Genomic DNA, 26,343 nt, shown 5'->3' on the forward strand with positions numbered 1-26,343 from the left:
CTCAAACGAGCGCCTTGGCTTCGTCGTCCATCGTGCCGGCAACCTCGTCTCCGTACAGGAGCATTTCGGTGTGCGCGGCGCCCGATGGAATCATCGGGAAACAGTTGGCTTCCTTGGCGACGAGGCAATCGACGAAAACCGGACCATCGTGATCGATCATGGCCTGAATTCCAGCATCGAGTTCGCTTTCGTCCGAAATGCGGATGCCTTTCCAGCCATAGGCTTCAGCCAGCTTCACGAAATCGGGCAAGCTGTCGGAATAGGAGTTCGAGAAGCGGCTCTCGTAGGTAAGTTCCTGCCACTGGCGGACCATGCCCATCCATTCGTTGTTGAGCACGAAGACCTTGACGGGCAGGCGGTACTGCGTGGCGGTGCCCAGTTCCTGAATGTTCATCTGGATCGAGGCATCGCCGGCAATGTCGATCACCAGCGCATCGGGGAAGCCCGCCTGCGCGCCAATGGCAGCCGGGAGGCCGTAGCCCATCGTGCCGAGCCCGCCCGACGTCAGCCACTTGTTGGGCTTCATGAAGTGGAAGTGCTGCGCCGCCCACATCTGGTGCTGGCCAACCTCGGTGCTGATGATCGGTTCGCGGTGCTTGGTCAGCTCATACAGACGCTCGATCGCCAGTTGCGGCATGATTTCCGAAGCCTTGCGCGGATAGGATAGGCTCTGCCGCGCGCGCCAGCCGTCGATGCGGCTGTGCCATTCGGTCAGATCCTGCGCCTTGTAGCCGCGCTGGAGCCAGGCTTCGATCAGTTGGGCCAGAACCTTGCCGCAATCGCCGATCACCGGCAGGTCGACGCGCACCGTCTTGTTGATCGACGCGCGGTCGATATCGATGTGGATCTTCTTGCTGTTCGGCGCAAAGGCATCGAGCCGCCCGGTGACCCGGTCATCAAAGCGGGCGCCGATGCACACGACCAGATCGGCACGGTTCATCGTCATGTTCGCTTCATACGTGCCGTGCATGCCGAGCATACCGAGCCACGCGGAATGGTCAGCCGGGAATGCGCCAAGGCCCATCAGCGTCGAGGTGACCGGCGCGCCGGTCAGCGACTGGAGTTCCTGCAGCAGGCGCGCGGCCTCAGGCCCGGAATTGATCACGCCGCCGCCGGTGTAGAACACCGGTGCCTTGGCGTTTGCGATCATCTCGATGGCTTCGGCGATTTCCTTTGCGCCGCCTTCCGTCTGCGGATTGTAGCGGTTGCGCTGCTGCGGAGCGCCGCCTGTCCACGTTGCGGTGGCGATCTGCACGTCCTTGGGAATGTCGATCACGACGGGACCGGGGCGGCCTTCGGTGGCAATGCGGAACGCCTCGTCGATGATCGCGGCGAGCTGCGACGGGTCCTTCACCAGATAGTTGTGCTTGGTGCAGTGGCGCGTGATGCCAACGGTATCAGCTTCCTGGAACGCATCGGTGCCGATCAGGCCGGTGGGGACCTGTCCGGTAATGACGACCATCGGAATAGAATCCATGAAGGCGTCGGCAATCCCGGTGACGGCATTGGTCGCGCCCGGACCCGAAGTGACCAGCACGACGCCCGGCTTGCCGGTAGCGCGCGCGTAGCCTTCGGCCGCATGGGCAGCGCCGGCTTCATGGCGGACGAGGATGTGGCGGAGACGCTCGTCACCGAACAGCGCATCGTAGATCGGCAAGACTGCACCGCCCGGATAGCCGAACACGAATTCGACTCCCTTGGCGACCAGGCTTTCGACCAGGATCTCGGCGCCGCTGCGCTCGCTTGTCACGTTACTTCATCCTTCTTCGCGTGTCGGGGCCGATACCCCCGATGCCACGCAGGAAAAACAAAAAAATTCAGGCCAGCCGATATGAATTGGGCCAGTCTGAACCGTCAAAAATATCGGCCCGGCTGCAGCGAACTGCGCCGGGCCGTCTCTCCCTTTCGGGTGCTTGATCGACATGCGACATGGATCAGGCAATTGACGGCCTGCTACTTAACACAAAACGCTATGTCAAGCGGCTATATGCGCAATAAACTTGCTGCATGATGGCTGTCAATGGAATTTTCGTACTCGAGCCGGGGCCAGTCACCTGGATTCTGGTTCCTTGCCCAAGTATATTGCCGCTTGGCGTAACGGCGCGTGGCCTGCTGCCCGGCGGCGATCGCTTCATTTTGGCTAATGTTTCCCCGGGAAAACATTCTGATCTCGGGCACACCGATAGCGCGCATCACCGGCATCTCATCGGGCAGATCTCGCGCGAGCAGTGCCTCGACTTCCTCGAGCGCGCCGCCCTGCCACATCAGTTCGAAGCGCAAGTCGCAGCGCCTGTACAGCCACTGCCGTTCGGGCAGGAGGACGAGGGGCGCGAGGTTGACGTGCGCGCCGATTCCACCGCTCAGCCGCTGTTGCCAGTGGGCGAGGGGGCTGCCGGTCGAGCGCACGACTTCAAGAGCGCGAGTGATGCGCTGGGTATCTGCGGGCGCGAGCAGGGCTGCGCGTTCGGGATCTTCGGTTTTTAGCGCCGAATAGGCCAGTTCCAACGGCAGCGCGCGGATGGCTGCGCGCACCTCCGGATCGATCTCGGGCACTGGCGCGATGCCATCGAGCAGCGTGCGTATATAAAGGCCGGTGCCGCCGACGAGGATGGGTAGCGCGCCGCGCGCGTGAGCCACCGCAATCTCGCGTTTGGCGGCATTGGCCCAGTCGGCCGCCGAGCATGCCTGTGCGCCGTCCCATGCGCCGAACAGGACATGCGGTACGCCTTGCATTTCGTCCTCTGAGGGACGCGCGCTGAGCACGCGCAAGTCGGCGTAGACTTGCGCGCTGTCGGCATTGATGATCACGGCCTCTTGCCCGTGCGCCACTGCACGCAGGGCGAGTTTTACCGCCAGATCGCTCTTGCCGCTGGCCGTCGGCCCTGCGATTAGCGCGAGCCTTGGCCGTCCGGCCGCTGGACTCACGCTTTCGCCTTCAAAGGAATTCCCGGTGATCATTGCCCGGCTGATAGCAGACCAAGAGACGCTTGGTGACAATCTTGCACTCGCCATGGAAATGATCGAGGCGCGCGACTGGGAAGTGGCGGGCGCAGGCATGCTCGACACATGCGAGGACGTACTCGAACTCGAAGTGGTTGAAGGCAATCCGGCGGGCATCCGGAAGATCCTCGACCAGTGTTTTCCCGAGAGCGACCTGCTGCTGTGTGAAGGCCTGATCGACGTGCCGAGCCTGTTCGTGTCGGACATGGATTCGACCATGATCGGGCAGGAATGCATCGATGAACTGGCCGATTTTGCCGGCCTCAAGGACCGCATCGCCGCCATTACCGAACGCGCGATGCAGGGCGAACTCGATTTCGAATCGGCGCTGCGTGAGCGGGTGGGCCTGCTCAAGGACCTGCCGGAGAGCGCGATCCAGCAATGCCTGGACGAGCGGATTCGTCCGATGTCCGGCGCGCGCACGCTGGTTTCGACGCTCAAGGCGCGCGGCTGTCATACCGTGCTGGTGACCGGGGGCTTCCATTCCTTCGCCGATCCTGTTGCGGAATTGCTGGGCTTTGACCGCGTGGTCGGCAACCGCCTCGGGCTTCACGACGGCGTGTTGACGGGTGGGCTGGTCGGCGGGATCGTCGACAGTTCGGTCAAGAAGGCGGTGCTTCTGGAAGAAGCCGCGCGGCTCGGCGAGGACGCGCTGAGCCTCGCAACCGGCGATGGCGCGAACGACATCCCGATGATCGAAGCGGCCACGTTCGGCATAGCCTACCGCGCCAAGCCCAAGGCGCGCGATGCCGCGGATGGCTGGATCGACAAGGGCGATCTGACCTCGATTCTTTCGCTTTTGGGCATTCGCCGCGCCGATTGGGTACTGGATTGACGGCATATTTACATGCCTGTTAGTATAAGCGGACAAGTTATTCGGGAGATTACGCCGTGAATGCCATGACCGGCGCGCTGCAGGCCGATTTGCCCATCTATGACGCGCGCCGTCCCGAACTGCGCCTGCGTCCGGTCAAGGCGTGGCGACACTTCCATAACCTTTTGAAGGACAAGGAAAACACCGAAGAAGTGTTTCATATCTTCGAGTCCCTGCCGTGGCGGAACTTGCGCGAAACCGGGCAGCGTTTCCTGCGCTCTGACGCGGGACAGGCCGTGCGGGCAAAAGAGCCGTATCTTCCGGCGATTCTCGATGATCATGCGGCGCTGCGCGAAATGCCGGAAGGCTCGCTGGCGCACGCGTACTGCGATTTCATGGAGCGCGAGGGCCTGACCGCGCAAGGGCTGGTCGATGAGTTCGACAAGTTCGCGCGCGACCGCAAGAAGTTCGACGACCAGTTCACATGGTATCTCAACCGCATGCGCGACGTGCACGATATGCTGCATGTGCTGACTGGCTATGGCCGCGATGCGCTGGGCGAAGCCTGCGTGCTGGCGTTTACCTACAGCCAGCAGCCGTCGCTGGCGAATCTGTTCATCGGCTATCTTGCTGGTTTGAACATCAACAAGCAGACACAGCGCAGCGCGCCGGTGCTGCGCGCCGTGCGCGAAGGGCAAAGGTTGGGCAAGGCCTGCCCGCGGCTGTGCGAGCAGTCGATTACCGAGCTGCTGCCGTTACCGCTGGAAGAGGTGCGCAAGCGGCTCAATATCACCTCAGCGGTGCATTACCATCACGCGCACGCGATCTGGCGGAGCTGTGGCGTCGATCCTTATGACCTGCTCGGAAAGAGCGCCAGGCTGGCGGCTTGACCGGGCTTTGACAGCTTGAATGCGCCCCCGCCTTCGCGAGGGCGCAAAGCGTTTCCGGGTGGGGTCAGGCTTCCATCCAGTCGCGGAAGAAGGCTTCGTTGGCGTCGCGCAAGGTGGCGAGTTCCACGCCTGCGATCTGGCTGCCGCCGACAGTGCCGATGCGGACCGCGTCCTCGAGTGCTTCGCCCGCAGCAGTCGTCACGATATAGCGCGACTGATCCTCCCCGAAAGCGGAAGCCGTTGTCAGGGCGGCGTCGAGCACGCAGCCCTTGCCGCTTGTCAGCGCCATCTCGGTGAGAGCGACAAGCAGCCCGCCATCGGAAATATCGTGAACGGCAGTGAGTTTGCCTGCGGCGATCCACGCGCGGATCTGTTCGCCGTTCTTGCGTTCGACAGCCAGATCAACCTTGGGCGCATCGCCCGCTTCACGGCCTGCGATTTCGCGCAAATAGAGCGATTGGCCGAGGTGGGTGCCTTCGCCGCCTACCAGCCAGATGGCATCGCCTTCGGCCTTGAACGCGACCGTGGTCATCACTTCGTGGTCGAGCATCAGGCCGACGCCGCCGATGGCGGGCGTGGGCAGAATGGCCGAACCGCCGCCGGTCGCCTTGGATTCGTTGTAAAGCGAGACGTTGCCCGAGACGATCGGATAGTCGAGTGCGCGGCAGGCATCGCCCATACCTTCAAGCGCCTGAACGATTTGCGCCATGATTTCGGGGCGCTGCGGGTTGGCGAAGTTGAGGCAATTGGTGATCGCCAGCGGGCGCGCTCCGACCGCACAGATGTTGCGATAGGTCTCGGCCACAGCCTGCTTGCCGCCTTCGTAGGGATCGGCATAGCAGTAGCGGGGGCTGCAATCGGTGCTCATCGCGAGTGCCTTTTGCGTGCCATGGATGCGCACCACGGCCGCATCTCCGCCCGATTTTTGCAGCGTGTCCGCGCCGACCTGGCTATCGTATTGTTCGAAAATCCAACGGCGGTTGGCTAGATCCGGGCAGCCGATGAGCTTGACCAGATCCGCGCCGATGTCTGCGCTTTCCGGCACGGCGCCCAGCGCGGGCACGTTGGCCCACTTTTTGTAATCGGCAAGGCTGAGCGCGGGACGATCATAGAGCGGCGCGTCTTCGGCGAGGGGGCCCAGCGGAATATCGCAGACGGTTTCGCCCTTGAAGGTGAGCACCATGTGCCCGGTATCGGTCACTTCGCCGATCACCGCGAAATCGAGTTCCCACTTCTTGAAGATCGCTTCGGCCATCGACTCCTTGCCGGGCTTCAGCACCATGAGCATGCGCTCCTGGCTCTCCGAGAGCATCATCTCGTAAGGCGTCATGCCCTCTTCGCGGCAGGGCACCATATCCATGTTGAGGATGATGCCGGCCTTGCCATTGGTCGCCATTTCAACCGACGAGGAGGTGAGGCCCGCAGCGCCCATGTCCTGAATCGCGACAATGGCGTCGGTCGCCATAAGCTCAAGACAGGCTTCGATCAGCAGCTTTTCGGTGAAGGGATCGCCGACCTGCACGGTGGGGCGCTTGGCCTCCGAATCCTCGCCGAAATCGGCGCTTGCCATGGTCGCGCCGTGAATACCGTCACGCCCGGTCTTCGAACCCACGTAGACGATGGGATTTCCGAGGCCAGTTGCGGCGGAGTAGAAGATCTTGTCCTGCTCGGCCACGCCCACAGTCATTGCGTTGACGAGGATGTTGCCGTCATAAGCCGGGTGGAAATTGGTTTCGCCGCCGACCGTCGGCACGCCGACGCAGTTGCCGTAGCCGCCGATGCCCGCGACAACGCCCTGCACGAGGTGCTTCATCTTCGGGTGATCGGGACGGCCAAAGCGCAGAGCGTTCATGTTCGCCACGGGGCGCGCGCCCATCGTGAACACATCGCGAAGGATGCCGCCAACGCCGGTTGCCGCGCCCTGATAGGGTTCGATGTATGAGGGGTGGTTGTGGCTTTCCATCTTGAAGATGGCGGCCTGACCATCTCCGATGTCGATCACGCCCGCGTTCTCGCCGGGGCCGCAGATCACCCAAGGGGCCGAGGTCGGCAGCTTCTTGAGGTGGATTCGGCTCGACTTGTACGAGCAGTGCTCGGACCACATGACCGAAAATATGCCGAGTTCGACAAGGTTCGGTTCACGACCAAGCGCGTTCAGGACGCGCTGGTACTCTTCCTCGGACAGCCCATGGGCGGCGACGACATCTGCGGTGATCTCGGACATGGCCCGCGCCTTAGCGATGCCGCGCGAAAGTGGCTAGTCCTAACCCGCGAACTTCGTGGCAGCCCACGTTGCTGCCGTGGCGGCAACGGCGGTGGCGAAGGTGCCCCAGATCACGTCGATCACCGTGACATGGACCGGCCAGCGCGCGAGCACGGCCTGGCTGGTGAGATCATAGGTCATATAGCACATCGCGCCGAGAATCGCGCCGTTGAGTGCGGCGGCGCCAAGCCCTTGCGACAGGCCGGGGCGGACCGCGAACCACATCATGCCGACGAGGTACAGTAGATAGAACACCAGCGCCGGAGCGAGGCGGAAGGTGGGGGCGAGAAGATCGCCGAGCGCCGGACGGTAGAGCTTCGATCCGGCCCAGCCGAGCCAGACGGCATCGAGTGCGCCGAAAACGACGGCGGCAGCGACATAGGCGATGACGTACTGCATGGCCTTAATACCTCTCGTGCAATTGCTGATCGAAGCTTGACCCGCCCCCCGCGCCCCGTCAATGCTGCCCCAATGGGAACCGCATCGGATATCGCGAGCTTCAGCTTCGAAGAGGCTCTGAAAGAACTCGAAAACGTCGTCAGGCGGCTAGAGAGCGGCGACGCACCATTGGACGAGTCCATCGAGCTTTATGCGATGGGCGACAAGCTCCGCGCGCATTGCCAGTCGCGGCTTGACGCAGCGCAAGCGCGAATCGAGGCAATCGTGGCAGACCGTGACGGCAAGCCGCAGAGCCTGCGTCCGTTCGACGAATCAGCGGCTTGAGCGCGGGGCCTATGTCCACTGGTCTGCTCAAGCCTGCTCTGGCGGCAATTGCCGAGGACATCGATCACAGCTTCGATCTGCTCCTGCCGGTGCCTGGCGACCCGCGCGACCGTCTGGTCGAGGCGATGCGTTACGCTGCCATGGGTGGCGGCAAGCGCATCCGGCCCTTGTTGGTCTGCGCCACGGGCTCGCTGTTTGGCGTTTCGCGCGAAGCGGCGGTGCGCGTCGGAACAGCGATTGAGGCGATCCACGTCTATTCGCTGATCCATGACGATCTGCCGTGCATGGACAATGACGCGGTTCGCCATGGCAAGCCGACGGTTCACATCGCGTTTGACGATGCTGCTGCCGTTCTGGCGGGCGATGCCTTGCACGATTTCGCGTTCGAGGTCCTGTCAGATCCTGCCACCAGCGGCGATCCGTTCGTGCGTATCGAACTCATCCGCACGCTGGCGACAGCGAGCGGCATGAACGGGATGTGCGGCGGTCAGATGATGGACATCGTCGCCGAGACGGCGAGCTTCGATCTGCCCACCGTTACCCGGTTGCAGCAGTTGAAGACCGGTGCGCTGCTGGGTGCGGCGGTGGAGATGGGCGCGATTCTGGGACATGCGCCGATCGAGGGGCGTTCGCATTTGCGGGGGTATGCCCGCGACATCGGCCTTGCCTTCCAGATCGCCGACGACCTGCTCGACCTTGAAGGCGACGAAGCTGCTGCCGGAAAAGCGCTGCGCAAGGATGCCGATCAGGGCAAGCAGACGTTCCTGTCTCTGCTCGGCCCCGAACGCGCGCGCGAACAGGCGCGGCGTCTGGTGGAACAGGCAGTGGAACTGCTGGCAAGTTACGGTCCCGAAGCGGACCTGCTGCGCGAACTCGCGCGGTTCATCGTGGAGAGGAACCACTGATGGCTGAACGTATCGGCGTCTATCCGGGCACTTTCGACCCGATCACGCTGGGGCATCTCGATATTATCCGGCGCGGGGCCAAGCTGGTGGACAAGCTGATCATCGGCGTGACGACCAACCCGTCGAAGAACCCGATGTTCACGCCCGAAGAACGCATGGCCAGTGTTGCCCGCGAAGTCGCCGAGCAGGGCGTCAGCAATGTCGAGGTCGTGGGGTTCAATGCGCTACTGATGAAGTTTGCGCGCCGCCAGGGCGCCAGCGTGATCGTGCGCGGCCTTCGCGCCGTCGCGGACTTCGAGTATGAATACCAGATGGCAGGCATGAACCAGCAGCTCGATGCCGAGATCGAGACCGTGTTCCTGATGGCCGACGTCTGTCTGCAGCCCATCGCGTCCAAGCTGGTCAAGGAAATAGCGCTGTTCGGCGGCGACATATCCGACTTCGTGACCCCGACAATCCGTGACGAGGTGGCTGCGAGGGTCGAGAAGATGGGCCGCCTCGGCGATTATTGACGCGGGCGAGGGGCGCGCCTTGCGCAATCGTTCATTGCAGCGACAGCGCGAGACGCCTATCCGCGCTGCAACCTATCCGGAGTTCGACTGTCCCATGGTTTCGCGCTTTCTTTCCGCACTTGCGCTCGGCGCTGCCCTGATCGCCTCGCCTGCCATGGCGAAGAAGGACGATGCACCGGCAGCGGCTCCGCAGAAGGTCATTCCCTATGCGGTCAACACCGACCAGACCGCTGACCTCGAAAATCTGCTGCTTCTCGACCTGTCAAATGGCGGCCGCGTGGTGATCCGGCTGATGCCGGAATGGGCGCCCAATCACATCGAGCGGATCAAGACGCTGGTGCGCGAAGGCTTCTATAACGGGGTGATCTTCCACCGCGTGATCGATGGTTTCATGGCGCAGACTGGCGACCCCACTGGCACCGGTCAGGGTGGGTCGAAGCTTCCCGATTTGACCGCCGAATTCAACGCGATACCGCATGTTCGCGGCACCGTTTCGATGGCGCGCACCAACGAGCCGAACACTGCGAACAGCCAGTTTTTCATCGTGTTCTATCCGCGCTTTGCGCTTGACCACAAATACACCAACTTTGGCCGCGTGATTGCGGGCATGGACAATGTCGATGCGATCCAGCGCGGCGAGCCGCCTGCCAATCCGACCAAGATCGTGCAGGCTTCGATTGCCGCAGATGGCAAGGCTGCGCCAGCACCTGCCGCGCCCGCAGCTCCGGCAGCGATTACGGCAGACATGCTAAGCAATTCGCGGTCGAACTAAGCCGTATTTGCGGCTAGGGCGCGCCGATGCGCGTTGATATCTTCGACTTCGAACTGCCGACTGAAAACATTGCCCTTCGGCCCACCAAGCCGCGCGATTCGGCGCGGCTGCTCAGCGTGGATGCAGAAGGTCCTTTCCGTGACCTGATCGTGAGCGATTTGCCATCGCTGCTGAATCCCGGCGACGTGCTGGTGTTCAACGACACGCGGGTGATCCCAGCGCAGCTTGACGGCATGCGCGGCGACGCGCGGATCGGGGCGACGCTGCACAAGCGTATCGACTTGCGCCGCTGGCAGGCGTTCGTGCGCAATGCAAAGCGTCTGCGGGACGGCGATGTGATCGAATTTGGAGCAGGCGTTTCGGCACAGGCGGAAACGCGCCATGCCGATGGCAGCTGGACACTGTTCTTTCCGGGTGAAGAGCCGGTTGAGGTGTTGCTGGAGCGGGCAGGGCGAATGCCGCTGCCGCCTTACATCGCGGGCAAACGCCCGACCGACGAGCAGGACCGCAGCGACTACCAGACGATGTTTGCGGCAAAGGACGGCGCGGTGGCGGCACCGACTGCAGCGCTGCATTTCACGCCAGAACTTCTAGAAGCGCTGGCTGCCCGCGGCGTGAAGACCGAAACGCTGACGCTGCATGTCGGCGCGGGCACCTTCCTGCCGGTCAAGGCCGACGATACCGACGACCATGCCATGCACGCGGAGTGTGGGACGATCGATGCCGCCACGGCAGATCGGCTCAACGCGGTACGCGCAGGCGGAAACCGTGTTATCGCGGTCGGCACCACCTCGCTTCGCCTTCTGGAAAGCGCCACCGGCGAGGACAGAGTGATCCGTGCGTTTGAGGGCGACACGTCGATCTTCATCACGCCGGGCTACACCTTCCGCGCCATCGACGGACTGATGACCAACTTTCACCTACCCAAGTCGACGCTGTTCATGCTGGTCAGCGCGCTGATGGGGTTGGAGCGCATGCAGGCGGTCTATGCACATGCAATTGCGCAGGGCTACCGGTTCTATTCCTACGGCGATTCGAGCCTGCTCCTGCCATAAAGCGCAGTATCGGGCAGGGGCCTCGCCGCTAGCTTCCTCGCAAAGCATAGCGAGAGGAAAGCGCATGGTTCCCGCGCACGTACCGGCCGATCGGGTCGTGGATTTCGATCTGTTCAATCCGCCCGGCGTCGAGGACGACTTTTTCGCGGCGTGGAAGGCGCTGCTTGATGGGCCGGGGCTGGTGTGGAGCACGGCCAACGGCGGACACTGGATCGCTGCGCGCGGCGATGTCGTCCGCGAACTGTGGGGCGATGCCGAGCGCCTGTCCAGCGAGTGCCTGGCGGTGACGCCGGGGCTGGGCGAGGTGATGCAGTTCATTCCGCTCCAGCAGGACGGGGCAGAGCACAAGGCCTTCCGCATGGCGGTGATGAAGGGCATGGCCTCGCGCTTCGTTGTCGCGCTCGAACCCAAGGTCGTCGAGATTTCACGCGAATTGATCGACGGCTTGCGCCCCAAGGGGCACTGCGATTTCGTCGCTGAATTTGCCGAGGTCGTGCCGCTCAACATCTTTCTGACGCTGATCGATGTGCCGCTGGAGGACCGTCCGCGCCTGCGCGAACTGGGTGTGCAATTGACTCGCCCCGATGGTTCGATGACGGTCGAGGGGCTGATGCAGGCTGCCGATGATTACCTCTGGCCGTTCATTCAGAAGCGTATGGCGGAGCCGGGGGACGACCTGTTCAGCCGCATTCTGTCCGAGCCCGTGATGGGCCGTGCCTGGACAGAGGACGAGGCGCGGCGGATGTGCCGCAACTTGCTGTTCGGCGGACTGGATACGGTGGCGGCGATGTTCGGCATGGTCGCGCTCCATCTGGCACGGCATCCCGAAGACCAGCGGTTGCTGCGTGAAAATCCGGACCTGATCCCGGCGGCCGCCGACGAACTGATGCGGCGCTACCCGACGGTTGGCGTCAGTCGCAATGCCGTTGCCGATGTCGAGATTGACGGGGTGACGATCCGCAAGGGCGATCTGGTCTATCTGCCGAGCGTCTTGCACAACCTCGACCCGGCGAGTTTCGATGCGCCCGATGCCGTGAATTTCGGCCGCGATCTGACCCCGATCCGGCACACGACCATGGGCGTGGGCGCGCATCGCTGCGTCGGCGCGGGACTGGCGCGCATGGAAGTGATCGTGTTCCTGCGCGAATGGCTTTCGCAGATGCCCAAGTTCACGCTCGACCCGTCGCAGCCAGTGCGGATGAAGGGCGGCAACGTGGGGGCGTGTACCGCGATCCCGTTGGTGTGGGACGCCTAGTGACTTTGAGGAAGCGTGTGGGCAATGTCCACAAGACTGGAAATGACGATCAAGACCACGATTACGGCCAGAAAGCCGAAGGCCAACCTATATCGAAAGTCATCCGACCCGGGTCGCCGGGATCGCCAGATGTTCCAAAGTAGTGCTGGCCCCAGGATCAGGACTCCCAGTTTTGCGACGGCAAAACGGGTGGGTTCTGGTGGAGTAACGGTCATGGCGAGGTAAAACAGCGCTATAAGCACGAGTGTTGCGCTGAAGTTGAATAACTTGGTCATTATTATTAGCGTAACCGACGAGTATCGAGGCGACAACTGTTATTGCACTGTTCACCGAAAGCGCCCTTCGGCAGATCGCTTCAGGCCGAGAACCAGCCCCACACCAATCGCACTGTCAGGCCGATGCTGACGACGACCAGCAAGGGCCGGATCACTTTCGCGCCGAACTTGGTGGCGTAGTGCGATCCGATCCACGCACCGGTCATCGCGCCTGCGCCCATGCACAGGCCGAGCACCCACATCGCCTGTCCGCCGATGGTGAAGACGATGACGCTGGCAAGGTTGCTGGTGACGTTGAGATATTTGGTCAGCCCGGTCGCGCGGGTGAGGCCGAGGCCGCGCAGGCCGACCAGCGTGGTGGCGAAGAACTGGCCTGCGCCGGGGCCGAAGAACCCGTCATAGAACGCGACACCGGCACCGACCGGCATATAGCCGCGCTCGCTCAGATGGCCGTGGCGGTCGGCGTCGCTCATGTTGGGTGAGAACACCGTGTAGAGCGCGACAGCGATCAGCAGCGCTGGCACAATCAGCTTGAGCACATCGGCGCTGAGCCGCTGGATCGCGAGCGAGCCGAGCATGGCGCCGATGAACACGATGAGCGCGGTCGGCGCGCTTTGGCGGAAGCTGAACAGCCCGGCGCGGTGATAGCGCCATGTTGCCATCGCGGTGCCGCACATCGACTGGATCTTGTTGGTGCCGAGTACGACGTGCGGAGGCAGGCTGGTTGACAGCAGCACAGGCATCATCACCAGCCCGCCGCCGCCAGCAACCGCATCGATGAACCCGGTCAGCACCGCGACCAGTGTCAGCGCGGGGTAAAGCCACAGATCGAGTTGTGCAGGGTCAAGCATTTGCGCGCCTTGGCGAATAGGCTTAAGGGCCGCAAACTCTTTTTGCCGAGCACGCTTCCGATGACCCGTTTTGCATTCGATATCCACGCCACCGATGGCAAGGCCCGCACCGGCACGATCCGCATGTTGCGCGGTGATATCCGTACGCCCGCGTTCATGCCGGTGGGTACCGCGGCCACGGTCAAGGCGATGAAGGTCGAGGACGTGCGTGCAGCGGGCGCGGACATCATTCTCGGCAATACCTATCACCTGATGTTGCGCCCCGGCGCAGAGCGCGTGGCGCGATTGGGGGGCCTTCACAAGTTCATGGGCTGGGACCGCCCGATCCTGACCGACAGCGGTGGCTATCAGGTGATGAGCCTGTCGGACTTGCGCAAGATAACCGAGGAAGGCGTGACGTTCGCAAGCCATCTCGATGGATCGCGGCACCTGCTAAGCCCCGAACGTTCGATGGAGATCCAGCGGTTGCTGGGGTCGGATATCGTGATGTGCTTCGACGAATGCCCGCGCGCCGATCAGCCGCGCGAAGTGATTGCCAGGTCGATGGAAATGTCGATGCGCTGGGCAAAGCGCAGCCGTGATGCGTTCGATGCAGGGGGCGAGCAGGCCGAACGCTCGGCGCTGTTCGGCATCCAGCAGGGCGCACTGGACGAGGGCCTGCGCAAGACGAGTGCCGATGCCCTGATCGACGTCGGGTTTGACGGCTATGCCATCGGCGGGCTGGCGGTCGGCGAGGGGCAGGAGGCGATGTTTGCCACGCTCGATTTCGCGCCGCAGCAGTTACCGGCCGACCGGCCGCGCTACCTGATGGGCGTCGGCAAGCCTGACGATCTGGTGGGAGCGGTCGAGCGCGGGGTCGATATGTTCGATTGCGTGCTGCCGACGCGCTCGGGCCGCAATGGGCAGGCGTTTACCTGGAACGGGCCACTCAACATGCGCAATGCGCGCCACGCCGAGGACATGGGTCCGCTGGACGAACGCTGCCCGTGCCCTGTCTGCACCAAGTACAGCCGCGCCTATCTGCATCACCTTCACAAGTCGGGCGAAATGCTCGGTGCCATGCTGCTGACCGAGCACAACCTGTGGTTCTACCAGCAGTTGATGGCGGGTATGCGCGCGGCGATCGCCGAAGGGCGGTTCGCAGGCTTTGCAGCAGATTTCCGGCGAGACTACTTCGCGCGCTAGGCGGCGATGCCTTCGGGGTCGTTCTCGAAGCCCGGCTGGCCAACCTCAAGGCGCGTGTCCTTGTAAGCGTAGAACATGCCCGTGCGCTCCTCGAGGAATCCGGCGCCGATGGCGAATGCCTGACGCTGGGCAGTGAGCAGATCGGGATACCATTTGCCGGTGCGGTGCGGAGTGACGTAGCGAAAGTGCGACATGCCAGTGCAATGGTCACCGCGCTCGTAAGTTCCCCGTCAAACTTCAAATTTATGCTGCAAAAACAAAATACAACGCGGCGGTCACAAATGCGAAAAAGGCGGAGCTTGCGCCCCGCCTTCTCGTGTTCCGAAAGGACCGTAAATCAGCGCGAGTAGAACTCGACGACCAGATTCGGTTCCATCTTGACCGGGTAAGGCACTTCATCGAGCGTAGGCACGCGGGTGAAGGTGACCTTGTCGCCATCGGCAGTGGCCACGTAGTCAGGAACTTCACGCTCAGGCAGGGTCTGCGCTTCGGCGATGAGGGCCATTTCCTTGGCCTTCTTGCCGAGGCTGATCACGTCACCCGGGCGAACGCGGCGCGAGGCGATGTTGCACTTCACGCCGTTGACGTAGATGTGGCCGTGCGAAACGATCTGGCGAGCCGAGAACACGGTAGGCGCGAACTTGGCGCGGTACACGACCATGTCGAGGCGCTGTTCGAGCAGGCCGATCAGGTTCTGACCGGTATCGCCCTTCATCTTCGACGCTTCCTGATAGGTGCGCTTGAACTGCTTCTCGGTCACATCGCCGTAGTAGCCCTTGAGCTTCTGCTTGGCGCGGAGCTGGATGCCGAAGTCCGAGACCTTGCTCTTGCGGCGCTGGCCGTGCTGGCCGGGACCATACGAGCGACGGTTCACCGACGACTTGGGACGGCCCCAGATGTTTTCGCCAAGGCGGCGATCAATTTTGTACTTCGATGACTTGCGCTTGGACATGCGCTATCCTTCAATTTGCAACGCACCGGCAACTGCGCCGATGCTTCAAGTCCCGGAACCGCACCATTCTGCCGATATGCAGAATGCGGCCACCGCTTCACCGGGAGTGCGAGGCCAATTGCGAAGCGCGGCCAAGAACAGACATTTAATCCATTGTCAAGGGCAGCGGGCATAGACAGGCGGCGGAATATAGGGTGCTGTTGAAAATGATGCACGAGAGGCCGCCTCGTCCTGAACACAGCGCTCCGCTGGACTCCGCTTCCAGCGGTGTGGAGGCGATCGACCGGCAAATTCTGCTGCTTCTGTCCCAGCGCTTCGCCTTGGCGCGCACCTTGGGTGCAGGGGGCTGGGAGGACGAAGCAGAGCGGCGCAAGGGCATTTCCGCGATCCGGACACAGGCCTTTGAACTTGGTGTGCCCGTGGGGCTTGTGGCGGATTTCTGGGACCGATTGGCCGAGGCATCGCTGGCGATGCGCGATCAGACGTTTCGCCTCTAATCGCGGGGATCTCCGGGCTTCGAACCGGGTCTGCGGCGCAACACGCTGAGCACGCCGCGCAAGGTGCGCACTTCCAGATGATTCCAGCCGGGCTTGGTCAGGACCGAGCGCAGCGTGCGCTTGGTCGTGGCGGCGCGGGCTTCGGGTTCGAAGTAGCCGCGAGGTTCGAGCATGGCGCAAAGCTGGTCGAACATGCCGTCAAACTCCTCCTGCGGGGCGGGAGGGAGGATATCCTCGACCGTCGGTTGAACCAGATCGGCGGCATGCTTCGACCATTCGTAGGCACACAGGATCACCGCTTGCGCGAGGTTCAGTGAGCCGAACTCCGGATTGATCGGGACCGTGACGATGGCACGGGCCAGCGCCACGTCCTCGGTTTCAAGACCTGAACGTTCAGGCCCGAACACAAAGGCGCTGCGGCCAGACGCGGTCTTGATGGCCGAGGCGGCCTGTTCAGGCGTCACCACGGGCTTGGAGACGCCGCGCTTGCGCACAGTGGTGGCATAAACGTGCGCGCAGTCGGACACAGCGTTAGCCAGCGTCTCGAACACCTGTGCTTTTTCCAGCACCACATCGGCGCCCGCTGCCGCGGGGCCAGCCGACGGATTGGGCCAGCCGTCGCGCGGAGAAACAAGCCGCAATTCGGTGAGGCCGAAGTTGAGCATGGCGCGGGCGGCCTTACCGATGTTTTCGCCCAGTTGGGGGCGCACCAGCACGATTACCGGCTGGCGATTTTTAGCGTCGCTCACCGGTCGTCGGCCCCGAGTCCGCTGACTTCCTGAACGCTGCTGGCGAATTCCTCGAAATCGCGCGCTTCGGCGAAATCCCGGTAGACGCTGGCGAAGCGGATGTAGGCGACGGAATCGAGCTGGCGGAGGCCTTCCATCACCATCTCGCCAATCGCCTTGGACGGCACTTCGGCATCGCCCATCGTTTCGATCTGGCGCTGAATGCCCGAGACAAGCTGATCCAGCCGCTCCTGCGCAACTGGACGCTTGCGGCATGCGAGCGAAACGGACTGCTCGATCTTCGAGCGATCGAACGGTTCGCGCCGTTCACCGCTTTTGACTACGAGCACTTCGCGCAGTTGCACACGCTCGAACGTGGTGAAGCGCGCACCGCAGCCCTCGCATTGCCGGCGCCGGCGGATCGAGGTGTTATCCTCGCTCGGCCGGCTGTCCTTTACCTGGCTGTTGTCATGGGCGCAGAACGGGCAACGCATCGCTCAGGTCAGCGCTTGATCCGCTGCCAGAACGCAAAGCCTGCGCCTACTGCCAGACCGAGCGGGAGTGACACGACCGGAAGAAGCGCGCCCGCAACCGCGCCGATTGCAGCGCCCGTCAGCACAGGCTTGGTCGAAGGGTGCGACATGCCCTGCTTGGCCATGGCGGAGAATTCGTCTTTGGCGCGGGTGGCGAGATCGTTGTTGTCGTCCATGGAATCAAAGCTCCGGGTAGATGGGGAAACGTGCACACAGATCCGCAACGCGGTCGCGCACTCGCTGTTCCACCTGACCATCGCCCTCTTCGCCATTGCGCGCAAGGCCATCGACCACTTCGACGATCAGCTTGCCGATTGCCCGGAATTCGTCCTCGCGGAAACCGCGCGTCGTGCCGGCAGGCGTGCCGAGGCGGATGCCCGAGGTGACAAACGGCGAGCGCTTGTCGAACGGCACGCCGTTCTTGTTGCAGGTCAGCCAGGCGCGATCGAGGCCCTTTTCCGCTGCCTTGCCGGTCACGTCCTTTGCAGTGAGATCGACCAGCATGAGGTGATTGTCAGTCCCGCCCGAAACGATGCCGAGGCCGGCTTCGGTGATGCTCTCGGCCAGCGCCTTGGCATTGGCGACGATCTGGTGAGCATAGGCCTTGAATTCGGGGCGCAGCGCTTCGCCAAAAGCGACCGCCTTGGCCGCGATCACGTGGACCAGCGGGCCACCCTGCATGCCGGGGAAGACGGCCATGTTGAACTTCTTGGCCAGATCCTCGTCATTGGTGAGGATCACGCCCGAGCGCGGGCCTCGAAGTGACTTGTGCGTGGTCGTGGTGACCACATGGGCATGCGGGATCGGCGAGGGATGCGCACCGCCGGCAACGAGGCCCGAGATGTGCGACATGTCGACCAGCAGCCATGCGCCGATTTCGTCAGCGATGGCGCGGAAAGCAGCCCAATCCCACGTGCGCGAATAGGCGGTGCCGCCTGCGATGATCAGCTTGGGTTTGTGCTCGCGAGCAAGGCGGGCAACTTCGTCCATGTCGATCTGGTGATCGTCGGCACGCACGCCGTAAGGGATCGGCTTGAACCACTTGCCGCTCATGTTGACGGGGCTGCCGTGCGTCAGGTGGCCGCCCGAGTTGAGGTCGAGACCCATGAAGCTGTCGCCCGGCTGCAACAGCGCAAGGAACACGGCCTGGTTCATCTGACTGCCCGAATTGGGCTGGACGTTGGCGAAGTTGCAGCCGAACAGTTGCTTGGCGCGCTCAATCGCCAGCGTCTCGACCACGTCGGCATATTCGCAGCCGCCGTAATAGCGCTTGCCCGGATAGCCTTCAGCGTACTTGTTGGTAAAGACCGAGCCCGTCGCTTCGAGCACGGCGAGGCTGGTGATGTTTTCCGACGCGATCAGTTCGATCTTGGTCTGCTGGCGGTTCAGTTCCCCACGGATTGCCGCGAAGACTTCGGCATCCGACTGTTCCAGATGCTGCGTGAAGAAGCCGGCCTTGCGGATTTCCGGCGCTGCGGTTGCAGTGGTCATCGTATGGGGCTCCTTCAGAAAACAGGATTGGAAAGCTTTTCGACGCGGCCTGCGTGGCGGCCTCCGCCGAATTCAGTCGAAAGAAATGCGTCGAGGCAGGCCTTGGCCATGTCTTCGCCGGTCAGGCGGGCGCCCATGGCGATCACGTTGGCATTGTTGTGCTCGCGGGCAAGTTCTGCAGAGAGCGGCTCGGAAACAAGTGCGCAGCGGCAGGCGGGATCGCGGTTGACCGCGATGGAAATGCCGATACCGGAGCCGCACAGCGCCACGCCAAATTCGGCGGTGCCATCGGCAACAACCGAGGCAAGCTTGTAGCCGAAATCCGGGTAATCGACCCGGTCGGCGGTTTCAGGACCAAGGTCGGCGACCTCGTGGCCCTGCTCGATCAGATACTCGCGCAAGGTCGCCTTGAGGTCGACAGCGGCGTGATCGGAAGCAATGGCGATACGCATGGGATCCGTTTCGATTGCGGTTATACGGGAATCGTTGGCGGCCCCATAAGCTGTCACATCGCAACAAGCCACCGCAAATCGCGCCTGTGGGGCTGCCCGTTAGGGTGATCCGGACAGGAATTGTAACAGCTGTGATAGTCGCAGGGGCGCTCCCGGATTGCGCGAGACTGCGGGTGAAGGTAGACGGCGCGGGCTTTCGCGGGCTGGGGCTCCGTGAGCAAGCAGACAACGGGGACGGGTGAAGATGCCGCAGGAACATGTACTAATTGCCGGAGGCGGCATCGGCGGCTTGACGCTGGCGCTTACGCTTCACCAGATCGGCGTGTCCTGCACGGTTCTCGAGGGCGTGCGCGAATTGAAACCCTTGGGAGTTGGCATCAATCTGCAGCCCAATGCCGTGCGCGAACTGGAAGATCTCGGTATCGGTGAGGCTGAACTTGACGCGGTGGGTATTCCCGCAAGCGAATGGGCCTTGGTCGGACTGAACGGCAAGGAAATCTATTCCGAGCCACGTGGAAAGCTCGCTGGCTATACCTGGCACCAGTACGCCGTGCATCGCGGCGAGTTTCACCTCTTGCTCCATCGCACGGTCGTTGATCGGCTTGGCTCTGACGCGGTCAAGCTGGGGCACAAGGTCACCGGCTATCGCAAGGAAGTGGATGGCACTGTCACCGCACTTGCCGAAAAGGCTGACGGCACGAGCGCCGAATTTTCGGGCACATTGCTGATTGGAGCGGACGGCATACATTCGGCTGTTCGCGGGCAGATGCATCCCGGCCAGCCCCCCATTCACTGGGGCGGCACGATCATGTGGCGCGGCACTGCCAAGGGCGTACCGATCCGCACCGGATCGTCGTTCGTAGGCCTTGGGACGAGCCGCCACCGCGTGGTGATCTATCCGATTTCGCAGCCCGACGAAGACGGCAGGTGCGACATCAACTGGATCGCCGAACAGACCTTTGACACCGATCATGACTGGTCGAAGTCCGGTTGGTTCCGGCCCGTGGCCTTGAGCGAGTTCGCCGGTGAGTTCGACGGGTTCATCTATGACTGGCTGGATCTGCCTGCGCTGCTCAAGGGCTCGGACATAGCCTATGAAAACCCCATGATCGATCGCGATCCGTTGCCGACATGGGTTGACGGCCCGGTTGCTCTGATGGGCGATGCAGCGCACCCGATGTATCCGACTGGATCGAACGGCGCGTCGCAAGCGATCGTCGACGCGCGCGTGATCGGGCGGATTATGCTGGATCACGGGGTAACTGCCGATGCGCTTGCCGCGTTCGATACCGAATTGTGCGGACCGATCGGGCAAGTGGCCATGCGCAATCGCGGCGCAGGGCCGTTCGGCCTGCTCAACATGGTGGACGAGCGATGCGGCGGCCGGTTCGACAACATCGACGATGTAATTCCGGCAGACGAGCGCAGTGCCTTCATGCTGGCCTATCAACAAGCGGCAGGCTTCGCCAAGGATAGGTTGAACAGTGCCCCCCGCACCATTCCCGAAGGCGCCCGCGTGGCGAAAGTGCCCGCATGACCGTTGTATTGGAACATGCGACAGACCTGATCGTCGAACTTTCGCGTCCGCATGAAATGGGCGAGTGCCCTGACGGGACGCGGCGGATTATCCCCATCGTGGGAGGGACAGCCAGCGGCCCGCTGCTGTCCGGGCGCGTGCTGAATGTCGGTGCCGACTGGCAGACTGTCCTTTCAGGCGGGATCGCCGATCTCGATGCGCGCTACGCGATCGAGACCGATGACGGTGCGGTAATCGAGATCGTCAGCCAAGGGATTCGCCACGCCTCGCCCGAGGTTCACGCCAGGATCGCAGGGGGTGAGCAGGTTCCGCCTGAGCAATACTACATGCGCACCGCAATCCGTCTTGCTTCAGGTCACCCCGCTTACGCTTGGGTCAACCGCACGCTGTTTCTGGCGAGCGGGGGCAAAGTGGGCAACATGGTCAAGCTGTCGGTGTGGAAGGTATTATAACTGTCAGCCGTGCAGCAGCTGGTAGTGCCTATCGCTTAAAAACATCGTGTTCTTGCGCGTGAGGTCGCCGCTTATCAGATGTTTTCCGCCCCAGCCGTAGGGCTTCAGGCCGAGCTTTCCGAGAATGTGGACGAAAGCGTCGCTAGGGCGCTCGACGATGATTACAGGCTGGCTTCGCCGGATGGTTTCGATGCCACCCATCAGCACCTGTGCTTCAAAGCCCTGAACGTCAATCTTGATGACGTCTGGAGACAGACTCAGCGAATCCAGTGGTTCGATGGCCACTTCGCAGCTTTCGATCTGCATCAGGCCAGGATCGAAACGGGCCATCCGTTCCGGCGTCAGCCAGCCCGCTGCCGCGCCGTGATCCAGCGATGCAAGTCCGTCGTAGCTGTAATTTCGGTATTTCGGGATGTGCAGCAATTGGCGACCGCGAGCAGGGCCAAGCGCGATGTCGAGGACTTCGACGCTGCTATCGCCCGCGAATTTCGCTTCGAGGCGGCGGGCGAGCGCCGGGATCGGTTCGATCGTGACGATGCGCGCCGGACGGGCATAGCGCTTCAGTGCGTGGACGCTCTGGCCCCAGTTGCCGCCGATGTCGATTGCCAGGCCAACGGGGGCGAGTCGGGCAAGTAGACGGAATTCGCGATCGGCGAACAACCCGAGATGCCGCGTTGCTGCATTGTAGGCGGCAGCCTTGGCGGAGCGCAGCACAGGCAAATGCGTCTGCAGATCCCGCAACTGCCGCCGGGCCAAGCGAAGCAACAAGGCTTCGGGACGATACCCCCGGATCAAAGCCGGTCCGGGGGTGTTCGCCTGATCGTTCATCGGACGCTTACTGATCGAGGAACGAGCGCATCTTGCGGCTGCGGCTCGGGTGCTTGAGCTTGCGCAGCGCCTTGGCTTCGATCTGACGGATGCGTTCGCGGGTCACCGAGAACTGCTGGCCGACTTCTTCGAGCGTATGATCGGTGTTCATGCCGATGCCGAAGCGCATGCGCAGCACGCGTTCTTCGCGCGGGGTCAGGCTGGCAAGGACGCGGGTAACCGTTTCCTTGAGATTGGCCTGAATCGCCGCATCCACCGGGATGATCGCGTTCTTGTCCTCGATGAAATCACCGAGATGCGAATCTTCCTCGTCGCCAATCGGCGTTTCGAGAGAGATCGGCTCCTTGGCGATCTTCATCACCTTGCGGACCTTTTCGAGCGGCATCGACAGACGCTCGGCCATTTCTTCCGGAGTCGGTTCGCGGCCCTGCTCGTGCAGGAACTGGCGGCTGGTGCGAACCAGCTTGTTGATCGTTTCGATCATGTGGACCGGGATGCGGATCGTGCGTGCCTGATCCGCGATGGAACGCGTGATCGCCTGCCTGATCCACCACGTGGCATAAGTGCTGAACTTGTAGCCGCGGCGGTACTCGAATTTGTCGACCGCCTTCATCAAGCCGATGTTGCCTTCCTGAATGAGATCCAGGAACTGCAGACCGCGGTTGGTGTACTTCTTGGCGATGGAAATCACGAGGCGGAGGTTGGCCTCGACCATTTCCTTCTTGGCGATGCGCGCTTCACGCTCGCCCTTTTGCACCATGTTGACGATGCGGCGGAATTCACCGAGCGACATGCCGGTGGCCGAAGCGATGTCCGAAATCTCGGCGCGGATGCGTTCGACCGGGTCGAGTTCGTTGGCGGCAAAGGCTGCCCACTTCTTGTCGCGCCCGGCAAGGCTTTGCAGCCAGCCATCGTCAAGCTCGCGCCCGACATACATGTCGAGGAAGTCCTTGCGCGGGACCTTGTGACGCTCTGCCAGACGCAGCATCTGGCCGCCAAGCGCGGTCAGGCGGCGGTTGAAGGCGTAGAGATTGTCGACAAGATATTCGATCTTCGATGCGTGGAATTGCACCGATTCGACTTGTGCCGTCAGGTCTTCGCGCAGCTTCTGGTACTGCGCCTCGCGCGCTGCCGGAAAGTCGTTGCCAAGGCCCAAAGCATCAAGGCGTTCGGCCTGGATCTTCTCGAACGCACGGAACAGCGCGGTGATTTCGGCGAAGCGCTCCAGCGCAGCAGGCTTGAGCTGCGCTTCCATCTGCGCGAGGCTGAGGGTGTTGTCCTCTTCCTCTTCCTCGGCGGGACGGGCGCGGCGTTCGCGCAGTTCGTCGTCCTCGTCCTCGGCAGGCTCTTCCTCAGGCTCTTCTTCTTCCTTGAAGGTCGGGCCTGCGGTGGCTTCGCTGATTTCAGGCTCACCGGCTTCTTCACCGTCTTCGGTGAGGGCTTCGGGCGCAGGCTCCTTCGAAAGCATGGCGTCGAGATCGAGAATCTCGCGCAGCTGCATTTCACCGGCGTTGAGCGCTTCGGACCACTGAATGATCGCGTGGAAGGTGATCGGGCTTTCGCAAAGCCCCATGATCATCGTGTCGCGGCCCGCTTCGATGCGCTTGGCGATGGCGATTTCGCCTTCGCGACTGAGCAGTTCGACCGCGCCCATCTCGCGCAAGTACATGCGCACCGGATCGTCGGTACGCTCGATCGTTTCCTTGCGCTTTTCGACGACCGGGCGGTCGTCCATGCCGGTTTCGGCCTCATCGGCCTCGTCTGCGTCCTTGTCCTCGGGATCGACGGCATCTTCGTCGCTCTCGACGATGTTGACGCCCATCTCCGAAATCGCTGCCATGACGTCTTCGATCTGGTCGGCAGACATCTGGTCTTGCGGGAGCGCTTCGTTCAGTTCGTCAACGGTGATGATGCCCCTGCGCTTGGCGCGGGCGATCAGCTTCCGTACCGAAGCATCATTGAGATCAATCAGCGGAGCGTCGCCGCTATCGGTCTTGTCGTTCGAAGCCATTTAACCCGGTACCACCAAATTAGAGCCGGGCCTGACTGACCCGAAGTGCGTGAATGTATAATTATAACGCAGCACGAGCGCGGTTCATGTGCTCCAAACGAGCAAACAAATCCACCCTTCGTTTACGCAATCGTTGCTGTTCAGCAAAACTATCGTCTGAAAACGCGGTTTCATGGGCTAGCGTGGCTGCTGCCAGCGCTTCCTCCACGGCTGGCAGTTCGACCAGCAAGGCAACCGCTTCGGCCAGTTCGCCGGAGGACTGTTCGCCATCACCCGTCAAAAAGCCGAATCGCATCCCTGCGTAGTCCTTTGCCGACGGCGACCGAAGTCGCCGTTCCGCCAATATGGGATCGAGATCAGCGCTTTCAAGCACTTGGGCACGGTCCGCCAGCGAGAGCAGCGCGTCCAGCAAAGCGCCGCTGCCCGGGTCGTCAGGCTGAAGCCGGGCGAGGGACTCGGCGTGTGCGGGAATTTGCCGGGGGTGGCGGATCAAGCCTGCCAGAACTGCGGCGAGCAGGTTTGTGCTTGGACCGACGCCGATCTTGAGCATTCTCGCCTTGTCGTCTGCGCCCAACGGCAGCGGCGCGGGCTTCCATGGTCCCTTGCCTTGTTGCCTCTGGCCGCCGCCGCCCTGGCGCGGCTGGAACGGGGCGCGCTCCTTGCGGGCGAAGGCAAGTTCGCCGAAGCGCTCGGTAAGTTCGCGGCGATAAAGCGATTTGATGTCGGGGTGCTGGATCGTTTCGCAGTGGGCGAGCAGGCGCGCCTTGAGGCCCGCCTTGTCCTCCGGCGTGGACAGCGGAAGGGCATCGCGTTCCACTTCCCAAAGCACATCTACCATGCTTTGCGCGCCGTCCAGCAATGCTTCCATCGCCTGAGGGCCATCGCGCTTGATCAGGTCGTCGGGGTCAATGCCCTTTGGCAGGGTCGTGATGCGCAAGGAATGGCCGGGGCGCAGCATCGGCAACGCGCGGGTGATTGCGCGCATGGCGGCGCGCTGGCCCGCCGCATCGCCGTCGAAGCAGAGTGTCGGCGTTTCCACCAGCCGCCACAGGCGCTCGATCTGGTGTTCGGTCAGTGCGGTGCCGAGCGGGGCGACCGCCTCGCCAATGCCTGCCGCCGCCAGCGCCACAACGTCCATGTAGCCTTCCACCACCACCACGCGGTTATTGGCCCGCGACGCCGGTGCTGCGCGGTGGAGATTGTAGACCGTGCGGCCCTTGTCGAAGAGCGGCGTGTCGGGCGAGTTGAGGTATTTCGGAGCGTCGGTTTTTTCGGCACTCAGGATGCGCCCGCCGAACGCGATGACGCGCCCGCGCGGATCGAGGATCGGCAGCATCAGCCGCCCGCGAAAACGGTCGTATGGCTCCTTGCCGTCCACCACGATGCGCAGCCCCGCCTCGATCAGCATGGCGTCAGGGAAGGCGGAGAGCGCCTCCTTCAGCGCGGTGCGGCTGTCGGGCGCAAAGCCGAAGCCGAATTCGCGCACGACATTGGCAGGAAACCCGCGTGAGGCGAGATAGCGCCGCGCCTCGGCACCGCGATCTTCGCCAAGGCAATTGACGAAGAAGGCCTGCGCCGCTGCCATCACATCGTGGAGCGATTTCTGCTGCTCGGCCACCTTCGCCGCGCGCGGATCGGGGGCAGGGACGTCCATCCCCGCCTGCAGCGCCAGTTCCTTCACCGCCTCCATGAACGGCAGGCCCTGATGGTCGGTCATCCAGCGGATCACATCGCCATGCGCGCCGCAGCCGAAGCAGTGGTAGAAGCCCTTCTCGTCGTTGATGGTGAAGCTGGGCGTCTTCTCGTTATGGAACGGGCAGCACGCCTTGAACTCGCGCCCCGCCTTGGTGACGCGCACGCTCCGCCCGATCACGCCCGAAAGCGAGATCCGCGTGCGCAGTTCGTCCATCCATTGCGGGGTAAGGCTCATGGCTCAGCCCCTTCGCACCCAACTCCGTTCGTGTCGAGCGTAGTCGAGACACGCTCATGCGGCGGTCGGGCAAAGTGGGAAAGGAGCTTCCAGTTCCCAGCGATTAGCGCGTCTTTCTTGGCGCGGGACCATTTCCCAACCTGCATTTCGCAGGTGAGCGCTTCATAGCGGGTGGCGAAAGTTTCGCTCCAAACTAATGTTACCGGTCGGCGCTTTGACGTGAACCCGCAGAACCCACCGTGCGTATGCTCCGCTATCCGACTTTCCAGATCATCAGTATGACCCGTGTAATACTTCCCATCGGCGCAGCGCAGGATGTAGGTCCAGAAGGCCATGACATCAAACCTTGGCACAGCGTGTCTCGACTTCGCTCGACACGAACGGGGGAAGGAAAAGGTTATCCTATCCAAAAGTCCGTTCGTGTCGAGCGTA

Annotated in this window: 28 protein-coding genes; 12 read left to right on the plus strand and 16 right to left on the minus strand. The window is 62.6% G+C overall.

The annotated features are described in order from the left end of the window. Position 1: 1 nt before the first annotated feature. Together RM192_RS07405 and miaA are read right to left on the minus strand one after the other, a co-directional pair. The gene (locus RM192_RS07405; protein WP_311506900.1) at positions 2-1,750 is read right to left on the minus strand and encodes an acetolactate synthase 3 large subunit; all 1,749 of its coding nucleotides are present in this window, start codon (positions 1,748-1,750) and stop codon (positions 2-4) included. Between the two features lie 233 nt (positions 1,751-1,983). Continuing rightward, complete coding sequence (gene miaA / locus RM192_RS07410) at positions 1,984-2,958, minus strand: tRNA (adenosine(37)-N6)-dimethylallyltransferase MiaA (protein WP_311506901.1); 975 nt, start codon at positions 2,956-2,958, stop codon at positions 1,984-1,986. Here miaA and serB point away from each other — a divergent pair. Continuing rightward, entirely contained in the window at positions 2,951-3,835 is an 885-nt protein-coding gene (serB, locus tag RM192_RS07415; RefSeq protein ID WP_311506902.1) for a phosphoserine phosphatase SerB, read from the plus strand. The two genes, miaA and serB, sit on opposite strands and share 8 nt — an antisense overlap. A 65-nt stretch (positions 3,836-3,900) precedes the next feature. Then, a complete protein-coding gene (locus RM192_RS07420) occupies positions 3,901-4,704 on the plus strand; it encodes a Coq4 family protein (protein ID WP_311506903.1) in 804 nt (267 codons plus the stop codon). Between the two features lie 64 nt (positions 4,705-4,768). Here RM192_RS07420 and purL read toward each other — a convergent pair whose 3' ends face one another. Next, complete coding sequence (gene purL / locus RM192_RS07425; protein WP_311506904.1) at positions 4,769-6,928, minus strand: phosphoribosylformylglycinamidine synthase subunit PurL; 2,160 nt, start codon at positions 6,926-6,928, stop codon at positions 4,769-4,771. A gap of 39 nt (positions 6,929-6,967) precedes the next feature. Continuing rightward, positions 6,968-7,366, minus strand: a complete 399-nt coding sequence (locus RM192_RS07430) for a DUF2177 family protein (RefSeq protein ID WP_311506905.1) — start codon at positions 7,364-7,366, stop codon at positions 6,968-6,970. Positions 7,367-7,438: 72 nt separating this feature from the next. On the opposite strand from RM192_RS07430, the gene RM192_RS07435 reads away from it, so the two are divergent. The 6 genes from RM192_RS07435 (at position 7,439) to RM192_RS07460 (ending at position 12,189) form a co-directional block, all read left to right on the plus strand. Beyond that, positions 7,439-7,690 carry an exodeoxyribonuclease VII small subunit gene (locus RM192_RS07435; protein ID WP_311506906.1) on the plus strand — a complete coding sequence of 84 codons (252 nt, stop codon included), beginning with the start codon at positions 7,439-7,441 and terminating at the stop codon, positions 7,688-7,690. 11 nt (positions 7,691-7,701) lie between these two features. Further along, entirely contained in the window at positions 7,702-8,595 is an 894-nt protein-coding gene (locus RM192_RS07440) for a farnesyl diphosphate synthase (RefSeq protein ID WP_311506907.1), read from the plus strand. Further along, positions 8,595-9,107: a pantetheine-phosphate adenylyltransferase gene (coaD, locus tag RM192_RS07445; RefSeq protein ID WP_311506908.1), complete on the plus strand. Its 513-nt coding sequence runs from the start codon at positions 8,595-8,597 to the stop codon at positions 9,105-9,107. The genes RM192_RS07440 and coaD overlap by 1 nt, the downstream gene beginning before the upstream one ends. Before the next feature lie 94 nt (positions 9,108-9,201). Continuing rightward, entirely contained in the window at positions 9,202-9,879 is a 678-nt protein-coding gene (locus RM192_RS07450) for a peptidylprolyl isomerase (RefSeq protein WP_311508590.1), read from the plus strand. A gap of 26 nt (positions 9,880-9,905) precedes the next feature. Further along, on the plus strand, positions 9,906-10,934 hold the full coding sequence (queA, locus tag RM192_RS07455; RefSeq protein ID WP_311506909.1) for a tRNA preQ1(34) S-adenosylmethionine ribosyltransferase-isomerase QueA: 1,029 nt from the start codon (positions 9,906-9,908) through the stop codon (positions 10,932-10,934). Positions 10,935-10,998: 64 nt separating this feature from the next. Next, on the plus strand, positions 10,999-12,189 hold the full coding sequence (locus RM192_RS07460; protein WP_311506910.1) for a cytochrome P450: 1,191 nt from the start codon (positions 10,999-11,001) through the stop codon (positions 12,187-12,189). Between the two features lie 355 nt (positions 12,190-12,544). Here the strand turns inward: RM192_RS07460 and RM192_RS07465 are convergent, their stop codons facing one another. After that, the gene (locus RM192_RS07465; RefSeq protein WP_311506911.1) at positions 12,545-13,315 is read right to left on the minus strand and encodes a TSUP family transporter; all 771 of its coding nucleotides are present in this window, start codon (positions 13,313-13,315) and stop codon (positions 12,545-12,547) included. A gap of 60 nt (positions 13,316-13,375) precedes the next feature. On the opposite strand from RM192_RS07465, the gene tgt reads away from it, so the two are divergent. Further along, entirely contained in the window at positions 13,376-14,500 is a 1,125-nt protein-coding gene (gene tgt / locus RM192_RS07470; RefSeq protein ID WP_311506912.1) for a tRNA guanosine(34) transglycosylase Tgt, read from the plus strand. On the opposite strand, the gene RM192_RS07475 is transcribed toward tgt, so the two are convergent. Both RM192_RS07475 and rpsD read right to left on the minus strand, forming a co-directional pair. Beyond that, the gene (locus RM192_RS07475) at positions 14,497-14,694 is read right to left on the minus strand and encodes a hypothetical protein (protein ID WP_311506913.1); all 198 of its coding nucleotides are present in this window, start codon (positions 14,692-14,694) and stop codon (positions 14,497-14,499) included. The two genes, tgt and RM192_RS07475, sit on opposite strands and share 4 nt — an antisense overlap. 143 nt (positions 14,695-14,837) lie before the next feature. Continuing rightward, a complete protein-coding gene (rpsD, locus tag RM192_RS07480) occupies positions 14,838-15,452 on the minus strand; it encodes a 30S ribosomal protein S4 (protein WP_311506914.1) in 615 nt (204 codons plus the stop codon). A 206-nt stretch (positions 15,453-15,658) separates the two neighbouring features. On the opposite strand from rpsD, the gene RM192_RS07485 reads away from it, so the two are divergent. Then, a complete protein-coding gene (locus RM192_RS07485) occupies positions 15,659-15,949 on the plus strand; it encodes a chorismate mutase (RefSeq protein ID WP_311506915.1) in 291 nt (96 codons plus the stop codon). Here RM192_RS07485 and RM192_RS07490 read toward each other — a convergent pair. The 5 genes from RM192_RS07490 to rpiB are packed head-to-tail and all read right to left on the minus strand — an operon-like array spanning position 15,946 to position 19,153. Beyond that, entirely contained in the window at positions 15,946-16,698 is a 753-nt protein-coding gene (locus RM192_RS07490; RefSeq protein WP_311506916.1) for an RNA methyltransferase, read from the minus strand. The genes RM192_RS07485 and RM192_RS07490 overlap by 4 nt on opposite strands. Further along, a complete protein-coding gene (nrdR, locus tag RM192_RS07495) occupies positions 16,695-17,171 on the minus strand; it encodes a transcriptional regulator NrdR (RefSeq protein WP_311506917.1) in 477 nt (158 codons plus the stop codon). The genes RM192_RS07490 and nrdR overlap by 4 nt, the downstream gene beginning before the upstream one ends. An 8-nt stretch (positions 17,172-17,179) precedes the next feature. After that, positions 17,180-17,386: a hypothetical protein gene (locus RM192_RS07500; RefSeq protein WP_311506918.1), complete on the minus strand. Its 207-nt coding sequence runs from the start codon at positions 17,384-17,386 to the stop codon at positions 17,180-17,182. A gap of 4 nt (positions 17,387-17,390) precedes the next feature. Beyond that, positions 17,391-18,701 (minus strand): serine hydroxymethyltransferase, encoded by a 1,311-nt coding sequence (glyA, locus tag RM192_RS07505; RefSeq protein ID WP_311506919.1) that lies wholly within the window; start codon positions 18,699-18,701, stop codon positions 17,391-17,393. A 14-nt stretch (positions 18,702-18,715) separates the two neighbouring features. Continuing rightward, the gene (rpiB, locus tag RM192_RS07510) at positions 18,716-19,153 is read right to left on the minus strand and encodes a ribose 5-phosphate isomerase B (RefSeq protein ID WP_311506920.1); all 438 of its coding nucleotides are present in this window, start codon (positions 19,151-19,153) and stop codon (positions 18,716-18,718) included. 244 nt (positions 19,154-19,397) lie between these two features. Here rpiB and RM192_RS07515 point away from each other — a divergent pair, with 244 nt between their 5' ends. Continuing rightward, positions 19,398-20,690, plus strand: coding sequence for a flavin-dependent oxidoreductase (locus RM192_RS07515; protein ID WP_311506921.1), 1,293 nt, complete (start codon positions 19,398-19,400; stop codon positions 20,688-20,690). Continuing rightward, a complete protein-coding gene (locus RM192_RS07520) occupies positions 20,687-21,142 on the plus strand; it encodes a DUF3237 domain-containing protein (RefSeq protein WP_311506922.1) in 456 nt (151 codons plus the stop codon). The genes RM192_RS07515 and RM192_RS07520 overlap by 4 nt, the downstream gene beginning before the upstream one ends. Positions 21,143-21,145: 3 nt before the next feature. Here RM192_RS07520 and RM192_RS07525 read toward each other — a convergent pair whose 3' ends face one another. From RM192_RS07525 to RM192_RS07540, 4 genes are all read right to left on the minus strand, one after another. Next, positions 21,146-21,970, minus strand: a complete 825-nt coding sequence (locus tag RM192_RS07525) for an FkbM family methyltransferase (protein ID WP_311506923.1) — start codon at positions 21,968-21,970, stop codon at positions 21,146-21,148. Positions 21,971-21,977: 7 nt separating this feature from the next. After that, on the minus strand, positions 21,978-23,981 hold the full coding sequence (rpoD, locus tag RM192_RS07530) for an RNA polymerase sigma factor RpoD (protein WP_311506924.1): 2,004 nt from the start codon (positions 23,979-23,981) through the stop codon (positions 21,978-21,980). Positions 23,982-24,042: 61 nt separating this feature from the next. Beyond that, the gene (gene dnaG / locus RM192_RS07535) at positions 24,043-25,911 is read right to left on the minus strand and encodes a DNA primase (RefSeq protein WP_311506925.1); all 1,869 of its coding nucleotides are present in this window, start codon (positions 25,909-25,911) and stop codon (positions 24,043-24,045) included. After that, entirely contained in the window at positions 25,908-26,246 is a 339-nt protein-coding gene (locus tag RM192_RS07540) for a GIY-YIG nuclease family protein (protein ID WP_311506926.1), read from the minus strand. The genes dnaG and RM192_RS07540 overlap by 4 nt, the downstream gene beginning before the upstream one ends. Between the last annotated feature and the right edge of the window lie 97 nt (positions 26,247-26,343).

The organism is Novosphingobium sp. MMS21-SN21R (assembly GCF_031846015.1).
Classification (GTDB): domain Bacteria; phylum Pseudomonadota; class Alphaproteobacteria; order Sphingomonadales; family Sphingomonadaceae; genus Novosphingobium.